At 49.3% G+C, this 16,024-nt stretch carries 15 protein-coding genes; 11 read left to right on the forward strand and 4 right to left on the reverse strand.

The genetic code is table 11. The features are described from left to right. Positions 1 to 378: 378 nt before the first annotated feature. Genes T260_RS131395 through T260_RS131375 form a run of 5 tightly spaced genes read left to right on the forward strand, consistent with a single transcriptional unit; the run spans position 379 to position 6,177 of the window. A complete protein-coding gene (locus T260_RS131395; RefSeq protein ID WP_014196543.1) occupies positions 379 to 1,440 on the forward strand; it encodes a threonine aldolase family protein in 1,062 nt (353 codons plus the stop codon). Further along, entirely contained in the window at positions 1,430 to 2,632 is a 1,203-nt protein-coding gene (locus T260_RS131390) for an MFS transporter (RefSeq protein WP_011232237.1), read from the forward strand. The genes T260_RS131395 and T260_RS131390 overlap by 11 nt, the downstream gene beginning before the upstream one ends. Continuing rightward, on the forward strand, positions 2,629 to 3,858 hold the full coding sequence (locus tag T260_RS131385) for an ATP-grasp domain-containing protein (RefSeq protein ID WP_014196542.1): 1,230 nt from the start codon (positions 2,629 to 2,631) through the stop codon (positions 3,856 to 3,858). Before T260_RS131390 ends, T260_RS131385 begins: the two co-directional genes overlap by 4 nt. Further along, entirely contained in the window at positions 3,851 to 5,047 is a 1,197-nt protein-coding gene (locus T260_RS131380) for an ATP-grasp domain-containing protein (protein WP_011232235.1), read from the forward strand. Before T260_RS131385 ends, T260_RS131380 begins: the two co-directional genes overlap by 8 nt. Positions 5,048 to 5,070: 23 nt before the next feature. Beyond that, a complete protein-coding gene (locus T260_RS131375) occupies positions 5,071 to 6,177 on the forward strand; it encodes an ArsR/SmtB family transcription factor (RefSeq protein WP_023633832.1) in 1,107 nt (368 codons plus the stop codon). 43 nt (positions 6,178 to 6,220) lie between these two features. Here the strand turns inward: T260_RS131375 and T260_RS131370 are convergent, their stop codons facing one another. Beyond that, on the reverse strand, positions 6,221 to 7,879 hold the full coding sequence (locus T260_RS131370; protein WP_021322119.1) for an acetate--CoA ligase: 1,659 nt from the start codon (positions 7,877 to 7,879) through the stop codon (positions 6,221 to 6,223). 303 nt (positions 7,880 to 8,182) lie between these two features. Beyond that, complete coding sequence (locus tag T260_RS131365; protein WP_023633833.1) at positions 8,183 to 8,533, reverse strand: hypothetical protein; 351 nt, start codon at positions 8,531 to 8,533, stop codon at positions 8,183 to 8,185. A 180-nt stretch (positions 8,534 to 8,713) separates the two neighbouring features. Here T260_RS131365 and T260_RS131360 point away from each other — a divergent pair, with 180 nt between their 5' ends. Beyond that, positions 8,714 to 9,934 (forward strand): argininosuccinate synthase, encoded by a 1,221-nt coding sequence (locus T260_RS131360; RefSeq protein ID WP_011232231.1) that lies wholly within the window; start codon positions 8,714 to 8,716, stop codon positions 9,932 to 9,934. A gap of 62 nt (positions 9,935 to 9,996) precedes the next feature. Next, a complete protein-coding gene (argH, locus tag T260_RS131355; RefSeq protein WP_021322121.1) occupies positions 9,997 to 11,376 on the forward strand; it encodes an argininosuccinate lyase in 1,380 nt (459 codons plus the stop codon). 86 nt (positions 11,377 to 11,462) lie between these two features. On the opposite strand, the gene T260_RS131350 is transcribed toward argH, so the two are convergent. After that, positions 11,463 to 11,909 carry a universal stress protein gene (locus T260_RS131350; RefSeq protein WP_021322122.1) on the reverse strand — a complete coding sequence of 149 codons (447 nt, stop codon included), beginning with the start codon at positions 11,907 to 11,909 and terminating at the stop codon, positions 11,463 to 11,465. A 112-nt stretch (positions 11,910 to 12,021) separates the two neighbouring features. On the opposite strand from T260_RS131350, the gene T260_RS1000000139935 reads away from it, so the two are divergent. From T260_RS1000000139935 to ald, 3 genes are all read left to right on the forward strand, one after another. Further along, positions 12,022 to 12,162 (forward strand): hypothetical protein, encoded by a 141-nt coding sequence (locus tag T260_RS1000000139935; RefSeq protein WP_011232228.1) that lies wholly within the window; start codon positions 12,022 to 12,024, stop codon positions 12,160 to 12,162. Between the two features lie 96 nt (positions 12,163 to 12,258). Then, entirely contained in the window at positions 12,259 to 13,023 is a 765-nt protein-coding gene (locus tag T260_RS131345) for an SDR family oxidoreductase (RefSeq protein ID WP_011232227.1), read from the forward strand. Positions 13,024 to 13,111: 88 nt separating this feature from the next. Next, positions 13,112 to 14,230 carry an alanine dehydrogenase gene (ald, locus tag T260_RS131340; RefSeq protein WP_023633835.1) on the forward strand — a complete coding sequence of 373 codons (1,119 nt, stop codon included), beginning with the start codon at positions 13,112 to 13,114 and terminating at the stop codon, positions 14,228 to 14,230. Positions 14,231 to 14,360: 130 nt separating this feature from the next. Here ald and T260_RS131335 read toward each other — a convergent pair whose 3' ends face one another. Continuing rightward, entirely contained in the window at positions 14,361 to 15,455 is a 1,095-nt protein-coding gene (locus T260_RS131335; protein ID WP_023633836.1) for a M24 family metallopeptidase, read from the reverse strand. Positions 15,456 to 15,594: 139 nt separating this feature from the next. Between T260_RS131335 and T260_RS131330 the strand changes: the two genes are divergently transcribed. Next, positions 15,595 to 16,024, forward strand: a 430-nt coding sequence (locus T260_RS131330; RefSeq protein ID WP_023633837.1) for a metal-dependent hydrolase, incomplete at its 3' end; no start/stop codon positions are given.

Below are 16,024 nucleotides of genomic sequence, written 5' to 3' on the forward strand. Positions count from 1 at the left end.
GCTTTTTTGAGAAGATTGTGGGCAGCACAAATCAGCCCTTTTCACTCGTCAAGCCTTGATTGACTTTTCCCTTTCTTGATTGCGCAGGATGAACCGCTGGATTTTTCCGCTCGGCGTTTTCGGCAGTTCGGTGACAAATTCGACTTCGTGTCCTTATGCATCCTACGATTTAGCTTCTTTACAAAGACAGCAAATATTCATCTAATTACCATTTGTCCTCACGTGTAGAGGTTGGAGATTTTCTCAAAACCCCCTGTGTTTTGGTGAAGAGCCGAACACATCTTTTTTATTAATGTTGACAAAAAAATAAATTAATAGTAACATTAATTACGTAATTACGTAATTACGTAATTACGTAATTTTAGGGAGGTGCATTCGATGATTGATTTGAGAAGCGATACATTGACCTTGCCTACAGAGGAAATGAGAAATGTTATTGCCAATGCCTTGGTAGGTGATGATTGTTATGGAGAGGACAGCAGTGTTATTGAATTGGAAGAATATTGCAAACAATTGTTTCATGTGGAGGATGCTCTGTTTGTTCCGACAGGTACAATGGCTAATCAATTGGCTATAAAGTCACAAGTAACGGAAGGGAATGAAGTGATTACAGAAACAAACTATCATATAAACTTTTACGAAAGTGCTTCGATTGCCATGTTAAGTAGAGTCGTTTTGCATACATGCAGAACAGCCGATGGGATCCTAAGAGTCGAACATGTTGAGGAGTTAATTCATTCTAAACCTAGAGGTCCTTTTTACGCTCACCCTCAATTAGTTTCCATTGAGAACACCATTAATTATTATCAAGGGAAAATATTCCCTCTGAAAGTAATTGAGCAACTATATGGGTTTACGAGAGAGAAGAATATATCTTTACATATGGATGGAGCAAGGTTGTTTAATGCACACGTAGCAACGAACATTCCATTAAGGGACTATGCAAAATTTGTGGATTCACTTAGTGTATGTTTTGCAAAAGGACTTGGTGCTCCATTTGGGTCGATGCTTATGGGAAGAAAAGAAGTGATCAGCAAAGCTAGGATTTACAGAAAACAATTTGGAGCCGGGTTTCATCAAATAGGTATGTATGCAGCTGCGGCACTGCATGCTTTAAAACATCATATATCCCATTTGCGTACAGACCATCTGCTTACTAAAAAATTAGCAATGATGTTATCGAAAATAGATGGGCTGTATGTTGATCCTCATGCTGTTGAAACAAATATGATCTTTTTTCATGTGAATAACTTTCATATAAGTTCATTTGAGTTTGTCGATAGGTGCAAGAAAAAAGGCTTGCTTTTATTTCCTTGGTTACCTGATGAAGTAAGGATTGTGGTTAGTAGAAATGTTAATGAAAAAGATATAGATGAAGCAGCTAATATTATTGAAGCAGTATGCAAAGAGTTGACGAGAGGGGTCATGTATGTTTCTTAAGGTTAATGAGGGAATTTTGACGTTTGGCATCAGGGTTTTCAATTCCGTTGGTTTTTTTGTGTATGTTCCGTTGCTTTCTTTATGGCTAGTTAAAATGAAAGATCTGGATATTACGGAAACCAGTTTGGCAGTGGCGGCATTTACGTTTGTATCAAAGGCGGGTAATGTGCTGGTTGGGGGGGTTGTCAACAAGTTTGGGATCAAAAACAGTCTTATCGTTGGTCTATGGGGATCCGCTTTGTTGCTAACAATATTAACGATCATTCATTCTTATACATTGATATTCGTGATCGTGTTGCTATTGGGGATATCGATCTCGCTTTACAATGTAAGTTTGAAAACACATATTTCCTTATTAGAGGAAAATGAGAGGCTGCAGGCTTTTGCGTTATTAAACATCGCTGTCAACGTCGGTGCTTCTATTGGGCCTTTTCTAGGTGGATGGTTATTGGACTGGAATTCTTTTGGTATCATCATTGCGGCGATTGTTTGTTATGTTTTGGCCGGGGGGGTTTCGTTGCTATTACCTCGCATCACCATTGAGGATGCAGAGAAGGGAATCAATATCGTACAATTCGTTAAAAACAGCAGATCGGACCCGCATTTCTTTATCTTTATAAGATTTATTGCTTTTTCAGGGTTATTTTGGTTTTTGTACACACAACTATTTACAACTTTTCCTGTTGTCGTTTCTCAACATTTTTCTGGAAAAACGATAGGGTTGTTTTTTACGGTGAATGCGATGACGATTATTGTTCTTCAAGGTTTCTATCCAAAAATACAGCCGAAATGGAAAATGGAGTATTGGTACGCGCTGGCCTTAATGCTCATCACTGCATCTTATTTCTTGCTATGGATTTCACATCATTTTTGGATCATCTTTGTTAGCGTGATCTTGTTCAGCATGGCTGAAATCATTTGGGTTCCTACGATTGATCATCAGATTGTAGAAAAAAAGGGGATGTTAAGCTCTTCATGGGCCTTCGGAATATCAGGGGTGCTTTGGGGAATGTGGGAGTCTATCGGTGGATTCGTTGGTTTGAATTTATATCAGTACGTTGGACATCAAACCTTTTTCTATTTGACCATGATAGGCATTGTGATTTTTATTGGCTATATGTTTCAGCTGCCATATAGAAAAATGTCTTTCTTCACGAATAAAAATCAAGTAGAGAGAAAGGACTGGCGATGATGCACTTGTTATTTGTCGAGACGAATACAACAGGTACCGGTACGAAGGCGATGAAAATCGCTAAACAACTAGGTTATAAAATCCATTTTTGGACGATGGACTTAGAACAATACAACGCAATGACAGATGACCATCCGCTGAACTTCGCTGATCAAGTCGTCATCATCAATACGTATGATACGGATCGAATGAAAGAAGAACTGGCACGCTCTGAGGTGAAATTTGCCGGAATCCTCGCTTTTGATGATTATCACTTGATTCCAGTTGCTGAATTAGCGAGTTATTTGGGAGTGAGGAGTCACGATATCGAAGCATTGAAAAGGGCCCGTTATAAACATATAACGAGAACTTATCTAGAAAGTCAACATTTTAGAGAGTTTTTGCAACCTGCTTTCCATATCATCCATCATCCTGACGAAATCATAAATTTGGAGATCTCGTTTCCCTGTGTCATCAAACCTGTAGATGATAGTGGAAGTAATGGGGTGACGATTTGTCAAAATCGTCGTGATTTAGAACTGTCCCTGCGCCACGAATGGCAAAGACAGCGTAATGAACGCGGATATGAACTGGCAAGGAAATGGCTGATTGAAGAATGGATTGAAGGACAAGAATTTTCAGCCGAGATGTTATACACAGTTGATGGATGGAAATTAATATCCGTTACGAAAAAAGAAACGTACGGTCCTCATGCCGTTGAATGTGGACATGTAACGGGTCCGAAACTAAATCCTTTTTCCGGTTTAGAAGAAAGATGCAAAAAACTGCTGGACCTATTGGGATTAAACTATGGAGCGGCGCACATAGAATTTTTTGTTCGCGGAAACAACTTATATTTGGTTGAAGTCAATCCTAGACTGGCTGGTGACTGCATCCCCGAATTAGTAGAATTCGCTGCAGGGGTGGATATGGTTAGGCATGTTGTTTTACAATCAATCGGGACATATGAAGAGGTAACGATCACTAGACAACGCTATGCCGCCATTAAGTTTATCCTGCCTGTTGAGCAGGGGATATATCAAACGGTTAGGGGAATGGAGGAAGCGCAAAAAGTAGCTGGAGTAAAAAGAATAAGTATAGGGAAGTTGCCGTTTAAGGCGAATGGAATTAAAAGCAGCTACCAAAGGTTAGGGTTTGTCATGGCAGAAGGCGATAGTATGGAAAACGCGATCTCCTCGACACAAGAGGCGATGGATCGATTGGAATGGGGGATTGTACATGAATAAATACATTGTTATTTTAGGGGCAAGCCGTTATGGAGCGGAAGCAGCATTTCAATGTGGACTCAAACCCATTATTGTCGCGGATCGGTACTCAAGCATTGATAAGGAAATAGCGCAGTTGGCCGAAGTTGTATTTTATGTTCGTGACATTGCAGAGAAAACAGAGGTGTTTTGTACTGTTGAGAAAATCATGAGTTTATATCAAACAGTGGAGCTCGTCGTAAGCTTTACAGAATTAGGGCTAGAGACGGCTGCTTATATTAGTGAAAGGTTGCAATTGCCAACGAATTCGCTCGAAACGGTCGTGAATACGAGGAATAAAGGATTGATGCGCCAGATTTTGCGGAAGGATCCGGAATTACGATTAGACGTTGTGAGTGGCAAGGTATCTGTTCTTCCTAAACAGTTTCCATATTCAAGACCGGCCATCATCAAGCCGCTTGACGGATTTGGAAGCAAAGAGGTTGATTATATTTCCAATCAACAGGAGTGGGAAAAATGGTTAAAGAGAAATCAAGATCATCCTCACGAGTGGATCTTGGAGCCGTATATTAAAGGCCCGGAATATAGTGTGGAGACGGTATCTTGGAGAGGAACCCATTTCATTTTAGGAATAACCGAAAAACAAACAACCGGAAAACCTCACTTTATAGAGACTGGGCATATTGTGCCGGCGAGACTGGAACAACAGAAAGTCAAACGAATCGAACAAGTGGTGATGAAAGCGTTGCATTTGTTGAATGTCCAATATGGACCGGGGCATATTGAGATTAAATGGGATGTGGAAGAAGATAGACCAGTGGTGATTGAAATGCATACGAGACCGGGGGGGGATTTTATCCCTTATTTACATCAATTAGCGTCTGGTTTCAACCAGTATGAGTTAGGAATTTTATCTTATATGAACCAAATGCCGCCCGATGTAAAACCGATTTATAAAAAAGCAAGCCTTGTCAAGTTCTTTATGTTTCCAGAGGGCATGTTGCGACAAATCTCTCTTGACACAGAAGTCAATCGAGAATATATCCGAGATTGGGCCATCTACTATCAAGTAGGGGATCATATAAAGAAAACGGTGGACTCTTATACGCGCTCCGGTCATGTGATTGTTTGTTCGTCGACAGTTGAAGAATGCCAGCGGTTATGCGACAATTTTGTTGATCAGTTGAAGTATCAAATTGTTCATGAATAAAAACAGAAAGTATGGGATGTCGAATGGCTGTATACACAATGGAAGAAGTGAACCATTATTGTAAAGTAGAACTATCCACCTCTTCTTTATTTGAAATGATGGCGTGTTTAAGGAAGTGTTACATTTCATCGGGAAAAATGGATGGTGAACCTCATTTCCCGGTTGCTCGTTTTGAGCAGTTTTTTCGGGAACATGAATCGTTGCTGAAAAAATTTTACGGTCGGTATGAGTATGGGGCACAGCTCGCAGAATTTTTGGTCGATTTGCCTGCTCCTCATACCTTTTCTCAACTCATGGCATATATCGACCGTGTGTCCCAGTATGAGTTTTTGTATTATTTATTCGGTCGTTACTTGTCTGAAAAGGAGATCGAGATTTGTCTAACGCAAACCGCTTCCCCGTTTGATGAAATTCGCTCGAAAATCACGTCGTTGGGCGGATTTGTGAATGCCGAACAGCTTGAATTCGCGCAGAACTATGAGCAATATTTGCAGGAACTGACCTATCTTTGGGAACATTTTTATCAGCAATGCTACGTCCATATTGAGCCAATCCTGTCCCCTCTTTGGGATCAGGCGAATGAGCGATTGAGAGCGGAACTCAACCAGTCGGGGATTGAGAAAATGGTTCGAAAACTATTGTACGATTACCCAATCCCAGAACAGTTTCCGACGAAAGAGACGAAGTTGATCAAACTGTATCCCTCGTATTTTGTGTCACCGAAATTTATTTTGGTTTGGGGGCTCGGTGAACTTCATATTATTTATGATATAAGGCATTATATAAACGGGAAAGAGCTTTCCTTGAGCGGAAATCGGATGGAGATCCGATATGATGAGGAGCAGCTTCAGTATGTTGCCGATATTGCCAAATCATTGTCTGAAATCGTTCGGATGAAAATATTGTCATTTATTGCGAATGAAGAAAACATGAAGTCGCAGGAGATGGCCGATCAGTTAAATATTACGGTTGCTACCGTTTCACGGCATTTAAATCTCCTGAAGCAATCCAATCTGATCATTGAGCGGAAAGAAAACGGTTATCACCTCTATGAGATCAACGAAAAGGAAGTGAAGAACTATTGCTCCGTTTTAAAGAAGATCTTGGGCATCGGAAACGATGAGCCATAACGGCCAAGAGGATGCTCCGTTGCCGGGGCATCCTCTTTATGGGTTAGGCTTTTTTCTGCTTTTCCCTTTCTTGATTGCGCAGGATGAACCGCTGGATTTTTCCGCTCGGCGTTTTCGGCAATTCGGTGACAAATTCGACTTCGCGCGGGTATTCATGTTTGGATAAGCGCGTTTTGACGAACAAGGACAGCTCTTCGGCCAGCTCGTCCGACGGCGCAAAGCCTTCTCTGAGCACGACAAACGCTTTGACGATTTCCCCTTTGACGGGATCCGGCTTCCCGACGGCGGCTGCTTCGACGACAGCCGGATGCTCAAGGAGGCAGCTTTCAATTTCAAACGGCCCGATGCGGTAGCCGGCGCTCGAGATGATGTCGTCCGCCCGTCCTTGGAACCAGAAATACCCGTCTTCGTCTTTTGTCGCCAAATCGCCGGTCAAAAACCACTTGCCGACGAGCCGCTCGGCGGTTTTTTCAGGGTCTTTCCAATACCCCTTAAAGACGTTTGGGATCGAGTCGGTGTTAAAGGCAATTTGTCCGACTTCGCCGTCGGCGACTGGGGTTCCATTCTCATCGAGCAGGGCCACGTCAAAGCCCGGCAGCGGCCATCCCATCGAGCCTGGCCGGATTTCCATCTCGGCGGCGTTGAAGTTTCCGATCAGCATCAACGTTTCCGACAAGCCATAATGGTCATGGATCGTAACGCCCAAATGCTCTTGGAAAAAGCGGATGACTTCCGGATTGAGCGGCTCGCCGGCCGAGCTCATGGCGCGCACGTTCAGTTGATAGCGGCGAATGACGTCCGCGCCGGCCGCCGCCATCGCCCGATACGCGGTCGGGGCGTACGCGAAATTGGTCACCCGGTATTTTTCCATCAAGGAATAGCACGTCTCCGGCTTAAACGGCCCTTCGTAAAAGACGATCGGCACGCCAAAGGCCATCGGCGCGAAGGTGCAAAAGATCAGCCCGTACGCCCAGCCCGGATCCGCCCCGCCGAAAAAGACATCGTCATCGCGCAGGCCAATCGCATAGCGCATATACGGATAAATGTTGATGAGCACGTTATGCGGCCACATAGCGCCTTTTGGCATCCCGGTCGAGCCGGACGTATACTGAATCGCGAGCAGATCGTCGACCGTCGTTTCTTCGATCGAGTGCTCAGTCGGCATCGATGAAAGCGTTTCCCAAAATGGCTGGTCTTGATCATGAGACGATCCGTCAATGACAAAAATGTGCTCCAATGTCGGCATGTTGTCCCGCGGCGGCAGTTTGGCGCGCTGTTCCTTGTTCGTCAAGAGGACTTTCGCCTCGGAATGGTTGATGCGATATTCAATCGCCTGCGGGCCAAACGCGGTAAAGAGCGGCACATACACGGCGCCGACTTTCCAAGCCGCCAAAATGTAGACGACAAGGGCCGGGTTTTTCGGCATCAGCGCGCAGACGCGATCCCCTTTTTTCACGCCCAGCTTGCGGAACACGTTCGCCATTTGGTTCGACCAATCGCGCAATTGCCGATAGGTGATCGTTTTTTGCTCTCCTAAAGCGTTTTCATAAAACAGCGCAATGCGATTCGGATCCTCGGCATACCGGTCGCATACTTCGTGGGCGGCGTTGAACCGTCCGCGCGGATCGCCGTCGTAGTGGGCGAATGCCTGATCCCAAGAAAACGATTGAATGATAGAAGCGGGTGATAGATGGTTGGCCATGTCTGATCCCTCCGTTGTGTGAAAAGGAGTCAAATCAATAATAATTGAAATAAAAATAAAATTCAATATATTTTTGGCGGATAATAAATGGAAATCGTTTGAGAAAGGGGATAGAATGAAAAAAGAGGAGCTCTCCAGCTTGAGTGCTCCTCTTCAATCGCCAAGAAAGCTTTCGTTTGCGACAGCGTATCCTTCGTCATCGCGGCGGAATCCGCCGCATCAATCCTCGATCTTCTCGTCAAAATTGTTGCGGCCGCATGGTTTGTCTGCCGTCTTCAAAAAGGGGACAAGCGGCATCGGCGCTCATTTGTTATGGGGTGTTATGGTTTTTCGACCCGCTTTTTTCCGTGTCGGCGATGAAACGGATGGAGCGGTGCGATACCAAATCCATAAATCGTTGACGATCGAAGCGAGCTCGGCGATGTCAGCATTGAGCTGGCACGAGCGCGCAAAATCCGCTTCTTGGCCGAGCGCGTCTTGTTTTTCGTTGATTTCCCGCTCCAGTTCGGCGATGCGGTCGGGGATCAAGCCGCGGATCGTTTCCCATTCCAGTAAAATCGCCTCTTGTTCGTTTGGGCTGTAGTCCTCCCAAGGCTTGTCCAGATGCGGCACGCGGATGCCGAGCCGCTTGTCGTCGATGAAGATGCCGTTCATTCTTGCCGCCTCCTTTTTTTCTATTATACGAAACATTTCCGCATATCGGTGAGGAATTTTTATTCTTTTTATTGAATAAGTATTGAAAAATCACGGGAAAGCTGATAAAGTGATAATGTGTTCAATTTGAATATTTATTTATATTTAAGTATATTTATGTGACAGGAGAGGAGAACGACCATGGCAAATCCAAAATTGGTGTTGGCCTACTCGGGCGGTTTAGATACATCGGTGGCGATCAAATGGCTTCAGGAGCGCGGCTATGATGTGATCGCGTGCTGCTTGGACCTTGGCGAAGGGAAAGACCTCGATTTCGTGAAAGAAAAAGCGCTCAAAGTCGGCGCGATGAAATCGTACGTGATCGACGTCAAAGACGAGTTTGCGAACGAGTATGCACTCATCGCCTTGCAGGCGAACGCGTTGTACGAAGGGAAATATCCGCTCGTTTCGGCGCTGTCGCGTCCGCTCATCGCGAAAAAACTCGTTGAAATCGCCGAGCTTGAAGGCGCGGTGGCGGTGGCCCACGGCTGCACGGGGAAAGGGAACGACCAAGTGCGCTTTGAAGTGTCGATCAAAGCGCTCAATCCAGATTTGGACGTGATCGCCCCGGTGCGCGAGTGGAGCTGGTCGCGCGAGGAAGAAATCGAATACGCGAAAAAGCACGGCATTCCAATTCCGGTTGACCTTGACAGCCCGTTTTCCATCGACCAAAACTTGTGGGGACGAAGCAACGAGTGCGGCATTTTGGAAGACCCGTGGGCGGCGCCGCCGGAAGAGGCGTATGAGCTGACGGCTTCGCTTGAGAACGCGCCGGATGTGCCGGATGTCATCGAGATCGGCTTTGAACAAGGCGTGCCGGTGACGTTAAACGGGAAGGCGTATCCGCTTGCGCAATTGATTTTGGAGCTGAATGCGTTGGCCGGCAAGCATGGCGTCGGCCGCATCGACCACGTCGAAAACCGCCTTGTCGGCATCAAGTCGCGCGAAGTGTACGAATGCCCAGGGGCGATCACGCTCATTAAAGCGCATAAAGAGCTGGAAGACTTGACATTGGTGAGAGAAGTCGCCCATTTCAAACCGATCATCGAACAAAAAATCGCCGAAGTCATTTACAACGGCCTTTGGTTCTCACCGCTGAAAGACGCGTTGGTCGCGTTTTTGAAAGAAACGCAGAAAAACGTCACCGGCGTCGTGCGCGTGAAGCTGTTTAAAGGCCATGCGATCGTCGAAGGGCGCAAATCGCCGTTCTCGCTCTATGATGAAAAATTGGCAACATACACGTCCGAAGATGAATTTGACCATCAAGCGGCGGTCGGATTCATTTCGCTGTACGGCCTGCCGACGAAAGTGCACAGCATCGTGAACAAGCAAAACAAGGCGTCAGTGCCGACCGGCCAATGAAGGAAAATGAAGGGAACTTCATGAAAGGAAGGAGGAAGTCGCATTCCTCTGCGGCGAGATTCGTGAAAAAGCTTTGGGGCGGACGGTTTACGAAAACAGCGGAAGAATGGGTCGACGAGTTTGGCGCGTCGATCCCATTCGACCAAGAGCTCGTTGAAGAAGACATTGAAGGCAGCCTTGCCCATGTGACGATGCTTGGCGAATGCGGCATCCTGCCTGAAGGCGATGTAGAGCAGATCAAAGGCGGGCTCATCCGCCTGTTGGAAAAGGCGAAGCAAGGGGAGCTCAAATTTTCCATTGCCTACGAGGACATTCATTTAAACATTGAAAAAATGCTCATCGACGACATCGGACCGGTCGGCGGCAAGCTGCACACTGGACGGAGCCGGAACGACCAAGTGGCGACCGATATGCATCTATACTTGCGCAAGCGGGTTGAAGAGATTCTCGGCCTCATCCGCGGGATGCAGCGGGCGCTTGTCGCTCAAGCCGAAAAGCATGTCGAAACGATCATGCCCGGATATACGCATTTGCAGCGGGCGCAGCCGATTTCGTTCGCCCACCATCTGCTGGCTTATTTTTGGATGCTCGAGCGCGACTATGAGCGGTTTTCCGAGTCGCAAAAGCGCATCAACCGCTCGCCGCTCGGCGCCGGGGCGCTCGCCGGGACGACGTTTCCGATCGACCGGCATCGGACGGCGGAGCTTTTGGGCTTTGCCGATATTTACGAAAACAGCCTCGATGCGGTGAGCGACCGCGACTTCATCATCGAGTTTTTAAGCAACAGTTCAATGCTCATGATGCACCTGTCGCGGTTGGCCGAGGAGTTGATTCTTTGGTCAAGCCAAGAGTTTCAGTTCATTGAGCTGGATGATGCGTTTGCGACCGGCAGCAGCATCATGCCGCAAAAGAAAAACCCGGACATGGCCGAACTCATCCGCGGCAAAACCGGCCGCGTGTACGGCCACTTGATGGCGCTCCTCACGGTGATGAAAGGGCTGCCGCTTGCTTACAATAAAGATATGCAAGAAGATAAAGAAGGCATGTTTGATACAGTAAAGACGGTCATCGGGTCGCTGAAAATTTTCACCGGTATGATTGAGACGATGAACGTGCGCACGGACGTGATGGAGCGGGCGACGAAACAAGACTTTTCAAACGCGACCGAGCTTGCCGATTACTTGGCCGCGAAAGGCGTCCCGTTCCGTGAGGCGCATGAAATCGTCGGCAAGCTCGTCTTGCATTGCATCGAACAAGGCGTCTTTTTGGCTGATTTGCCGCTTGACGTGTACAAAGAAGCGTCGCCGCTTTTTGAAGAAGACATTTATGACGCCTTGCACCCGCGCACGGCCGTCAACCGCCGCAACAGCGCCGGCGGCACCGGTTTTGCCGAAGTGCGCGCGGCGCTGGCGAAGGCGAAACAGTTGCTTAGCACCCCGTAACGGCGGGGTGTTCTTTTTTGACCGTCACATGTTTTCGCATCGGACAAGGAAGTTTTTCGGTCCATCTGCTTCATGTGACGAAGACATTATTCTTTCGGCGTCCTTACAACGAGCACATCGCATTTCGCATGGCGGACGATGTTTTCGGAAACGCTGCCGATCAAGAGCCGTTCGACAGCGTTTAAACCGGTCGCCCCGCAAACGATGAGATCGGCTTTGTATTTCGGAGCGACGTCTTTGGCGATTTTCACTTTCGGCGAGCCGAATTCGACCGCGATGTCCACATCGTCGAGCCCGGCGGCGATGGCTTCGTTTTTATACCGTTCCAGAAGTTCGTTCGCATATTGCTCCGACCGTTCGGCGAGGGCGTAATCGTGCGCTTCCACGGTTGTGAACCCGCGCAAATCGATGATGTGGGACAAAATGAGTTTCGCTCCGTTTCGCTTGGCGATTTGGATCGCTTTTTTCAACGCCCATTCCGCTTCTTTCGAGCCATCGACGGCGACGACGATCGTTTGGTAGGTCATGGTCATGTTCTCCCCTCCCTTTGGTTAAAAATGCTATCTCTATATATGGTATACCCATCGCCCTTTGACGAGAAACTAGGCCATATATTGAGATTTTGTGAACAGGGGAGGAAGAGCAATGGAAAAGCGGTATAACGACTGGCAGTACGATGAGGAGGAAGTGCGGACGATCACCGAGCAAATTACCGAGTCGTATGAAAGCGGCATTGTTGACGAGGATGAATCGTATTACGACCCGCGCCGCGAAGTCGGCGAATAGCCATAGCGCCTGCGCGTTATGGTTATTTTTTTGTATTCGCTCCGGTTTGTAGTAAAGTAAAAATGAGACAGCAAATCGCGACGAGGAGGGAGAAGGGTGCGGCACGCCTTGATTACGGCCGGAGCGAAAGGATTGGGGAGAAAAGTGACCGAGCTGCTGCTTGATAAAGGCTACTCGGTGACGGTGAACTACCGGAGCGATGAACAGGCGGTGCGCTCGCTTGCCGAGAAGTACCGCGGCGCCGCTGACCGCCTCCAGTTTGTGCAGGGAGATGTGACGGACAAAAACGATTTAGCGGCGCTTGTGGACGCCGCCATGGAGCGGTTTGGCCGCATTGACTGCCTCATCAACAATGCAGGGCCGTACATTTTTGAACGGAAAAAGCTGGCCGATTATACGGAAAACGAATGGTACGAAATGATTGAAGGCAATTTGAGCTCGGTCTTCCATTTAGTGAGAAGGACGATCCCGATTATGCGAAAACAACGGTTTGGCCGCATCATTACGTACGGATTTCAAGGAGCGGCGGATGCCCCGGGCTGGGTGCACCGTTCGGCGTTCGGCGCGGCGAAAGTCGGGCTTGTATCGCTGACGAAAACGATCGCCCTGGAAGAGGCGGAATATGGCATTACCGCCAATATGGTGTGCCCAGGCAATATTGTCGGCGCCATGAAAGAGGCGGGGATCGCCGACGCCCGCGCCAGGCGGGATGCGGAAACGCCGGTCGGACGCCCGGGGACTGGTGAAGATATCGCCCGCGTGATCGCGTTTTTATGCGAGGACGACTCGGATTTCATCACCGGCGCCGTCATTGACGTCACCGGCGGAGCGAACGTCATTTACCGCCACCTTTTCCGTTGAGAACAGCGCCTCCTCCTTTTTCGTTTGCTTTTGCGCGAAACGGGGCACAATAAAAGAAGAAGCGGGAAGGAAAAAGGAGGAAAAAGTAATGAAGATCGGCATTCCAAAAGAAATCAAAAACAATGAAAACCGCGTCGCCATCACTCCGGCAGGCGTGATGACGCTCGTCAAAGCGGGGCATGACGTGTATGTGGAGACGGAAGCCGGCGCTGGGTCGGGTTTTTCCGATTCCGAGTATGAAAAAGCCGGGGCAGTGATCGTGACGAAAGCGGAAGATGCCTGGGCGGCGGAGATGGTGTTGAAAGTGAAAGAACCGCTGGCTGAGGAGTTCCGCTATTTTCGCCCCGGATTGATTTTGTTTACGTATTTGCATTTAGCCGCGGCCGAAGCGCTCACGAAAGCGCTCGTCGAGCAAAAAGTGGTCGGCATCGCTTACGAGACGGTGCAGCTTGCGAACGGCTCGCTGCCGCTGTTGACGCCGATGAGTGAAGTCGCCGGCCGCATGTCGGTGCAAGTCGGCGCCCAGTTTCTCGAGAAGCCGCACGGCGGGAAAGGCATTTTGCTTGGCGGCGTGCCCGGGGTGCGGCGCGGCAAAGTGACGATCATCGGCGGCGGCACAGCGGGGACGAACGCGGCGAAAATCGCGGTCGGCCTCGGGGCGGACGTGACGATTTTGGACATTAACGCCGAGCGGCTGCGCGAGCTCGATGATTTGTTCGGCGACCAAGTGACGACGTTGATGTCCAACTCGTATCATATCGCCGAGTGCGTGCGCGAATCCGATTTGGTCGTCGGCGCCGTCTTGATCCCGGGGGCGAAAGCGCCGAAGCTTGTGACGGAAGAGATGGTGCGCTCGATGACGACAGGCTCGGTGTTGGTCGACGTCGCCATTGACCAAGGCGGCATTTTTGAAACGACCGACCGCGTCACGACGCACGACGATCCGACATACGTCAAGCACGGCGTCGTCCATTACGCTGTCGCGAACATGCCGGGCGCTGTGCCGCGTACGTCAACATTCGCGCTTACGAACGTCACGATCCCATACGCCTTGCAAATCGCCAACAAAGGCTACCGCGCCGCGTGCTTGGATAACCCGGCGCTGTTAAAAGGGATCAACACGCTCGACGGGCACATCGTGTACGAAGCGGTCGCGGCGGCGCACAACATGCCGTATACGGATGTTCATTCGTTGCTGCAGGGATGAAACAATGAAGATGGAGCCGCCTTGATGGCGATGAGAAAACAAAGCTGTCCGAATCGGCTTGGGGATCGGGCCGGTGGACAGCTTTTTTGATGCGCTCATTCGCGGCAGCTTTTGCCAATGGCCTCTCTCGTTAAACAATGATCAACTCCTTCGAAAACGACGTCAACACCTCAACCCCATGATCCGTGACCGCGACGTCGTCTTCAATGCGCACGCCGCCGATGGATGGGACGTAAATGCCTGGTTCGATTGTAAACACCATGCCGGGGGCGAGCGGTTCGTTGTTGGCGCCATGAAGCGATGGGTATTCGTGGATCTCGATCCCTAAGCCGTGCCCGACGCGGTGGGTGAAATAGTCTCCGTAGCCGGCTTGTTCGATGACGTTTCGGGCGGCGCGGTCGATCTCGCCCATCGCGGTTTGCGGGCGGCAGGCGTCGATCGCCGCCTGCTGGGCGCGCCGAACGGTATCGTAAATGAGCCGCTGTTCGTCGCTTGCCGTCTGACAGACGACGGTGCGGGTAATGTCGGAGCAATACCCATCGACGATGACGCCCAAATCGAACAGCACGAAATCGCCTGGTGCGACCGCCGCCGTTCCCGGCACGCCGTGCGGATCGGCTGATTTTGCGCCCGTGAGCACGGTCGTGGGAAACGACATCCCTTCAACGCCGAGTTTTTTCAGCTCATATTCAATAACGGCGACAAGTTCGAGCTCTGTCACGCCCGGGCGGATGGCCGAGACGCCGATTTCGATCGCTTTGTCGGCAAGTTCCGCCGCCTGGCGCAACACCTTCATTTCCTGCTCATCCTTGATCAGGCGAAGCTGGCGCAGCTTTTCTTCGGCGTCGTGCCACTTGGCGTTTGGAAACAATGCCGAGAGACGCTCGAAACGGGCGAACGACAAATGGTTTTTCTCGATGGCAATCAAGCCGGGTTTTGCGCCGCGCGCTTCGAGATGGCGCCCGATCTCTTCCCATGGGTCGGTGCTGTCGTCGTAGCCGATCACCGTATACCCAAAGCCGCTCCGGCGGGCGCGCGGGACTTCCATTTGCGGACAGACGAGCGCGGGCTCGCTGTCAGGGAAAACAAGCAATGCAAGCAGCCGCTCGTGTGGATCGCAAAAAAAGCCGCTCAAATAAAAAACGTTGGCGCTTGACGTAATGAAGGCAAATGAATCATCATGATGTTGAAGCCATGATGAAAAAGCATCCAGCCGTTGGTTCATCGTTCCCTTCCTTCCTTTTTTCTTGATCGTCCATTTTGAGCGTATCAAGAAACGGGCCGTTTGTAAATGGACAGGAGGGAAAAGAAGGGAATGGATGGGCGGCGGCGAATCATGTGTAGTGGAAAGGAGAGATGTGACGATGAAAATCAGCTACCATGGCCATTCGGTCGTCCGCATTGAGACGAACGGAAAAACGATTTTGATCGACCCGTTCATCACCGGCAATACGACGACCGATTTGAACGCGGCGGATGTGAAAGCGGATGTCATTTTGTTGACGCACGGGCACGGGGATCATGTCGGCGATACGGTTGAAATCGCCAAGCGGAACAACGCCCTTGTCGTGGCCACATTTGAGCTGGCGACGTATTTAAGCTGGCAAGGCGTCGAGACGTTTGGCATGAACATCGGCGGGGCGCGCGAATTTGACTTTGGCACGGTCAAGTTCACGCAGGCGTTCCACAGCTCCGGGTTTGTGACGGACGACAAGCAAATCATTTATTTAGGCATGCCGACCGGCATTTTGTTCACGTCCGAAGGCTTTTCGGCGGCGTTTTCTCATCAAACGC

Origin of the sequence: Geobacillus thermopakistaniensis (assembly GCF_000498995.1) — a bacterium.
Taxonomy (GTDB): Bacteria; Bacillota; Bacilli; order Bacillales; family Anoxybacillaceae; genus Geobacillus; species Geobacillus thermoleovorans.

What these genes read in the sequence shown, in the direction of transcription:
- T260_RS131395 (WP_014196543.1), top strand. Translation starts at nt 379, where the DNA reads ATGATTGATTTGAGAAGCGATACATTGACCTTGCCTACAGAGGAAATG.
- T260_RS131390 (WP_011232237.1), top strand. Translation starts at nt 1,430, where the DNA reads ATGTTTCTTAAGGTTAATGAGGGAATTTTGACGTTTGGCATCAGGGTT.
- T260_RS131385 (WP_014196542.1), top strand. Translation starts at nt 2,629, where the DNA reads ATGATGCACTTGTTATTTGTCGAGACGAATACAACAGGTACCGGTACG.
- T260_RS131380 (WP_011232235.1), top strand. Translation starts at nt 3,851, where the DNA reads ATGAATAAATACATTGTTATTTTAGGGGCAAGCCGTTATGGAGCGGAA.
- T260_RS131375 (WP_023633832.1), top strand. Translation starts at nt 5,071, where the DNA reads ATGGCTGTATACACAATGGAAGAAGTGAACCATTATTGTAAAGTAGAA.
- T260_RS131370 (WP_021322119.1), bottom strand. Translation starts at nt 7,879, where the DNA reads ATGGCCAACCATCTATCACCCGCTTCTATCATTCAATCGTTTTCTTGG.
- T260_RS131365 (WP_023633833.1), bottom strand. Translation starts at nt 8,533, where the DNA reads ATGAACGGCATCTTCATCGACGACAAGCGGCTCGGCATCCGCGTGCCG.
- T260_RS131360 (WP_011232231.1), top strand. Translation starts at nt 8,714, where the DNA reads ATGGCAAATCCAAAATTGGTGTTGGCCTACTCGGGCGGTTTAGATACA.
- T260_RS131350 (WP_021322122.1), bottom strand. Translation starts at nt 11,909, where the DNA reads ATGACCATGACCTACCAAACGATCGTCGTCGCCGTCGATGGCTCGAAA.
- T260_RS1000000139935 (WP_011232228.1), top strand. Translation starts at nt 12,022, where the DNA reads ATGGAAAAGCGGTATAACGACTGGCAGTACGATGAGGAGGAAGTGCGG.
- ald (WP_023633835.1), top strand. Translation starts at nt 13,112, where the DNA reads ATGAAGATCGGCATTCCAAAAGAAATCAAAAACAATGAAAACCGCGTC.
- T260_RS131335 (WP_023633836.1), bottom strand. Translation starts at nt 15,455, where the DNA reads ATGAACCAACGGCTGGATGCTTTTTCATCATGGCTTCAACATCATGAT.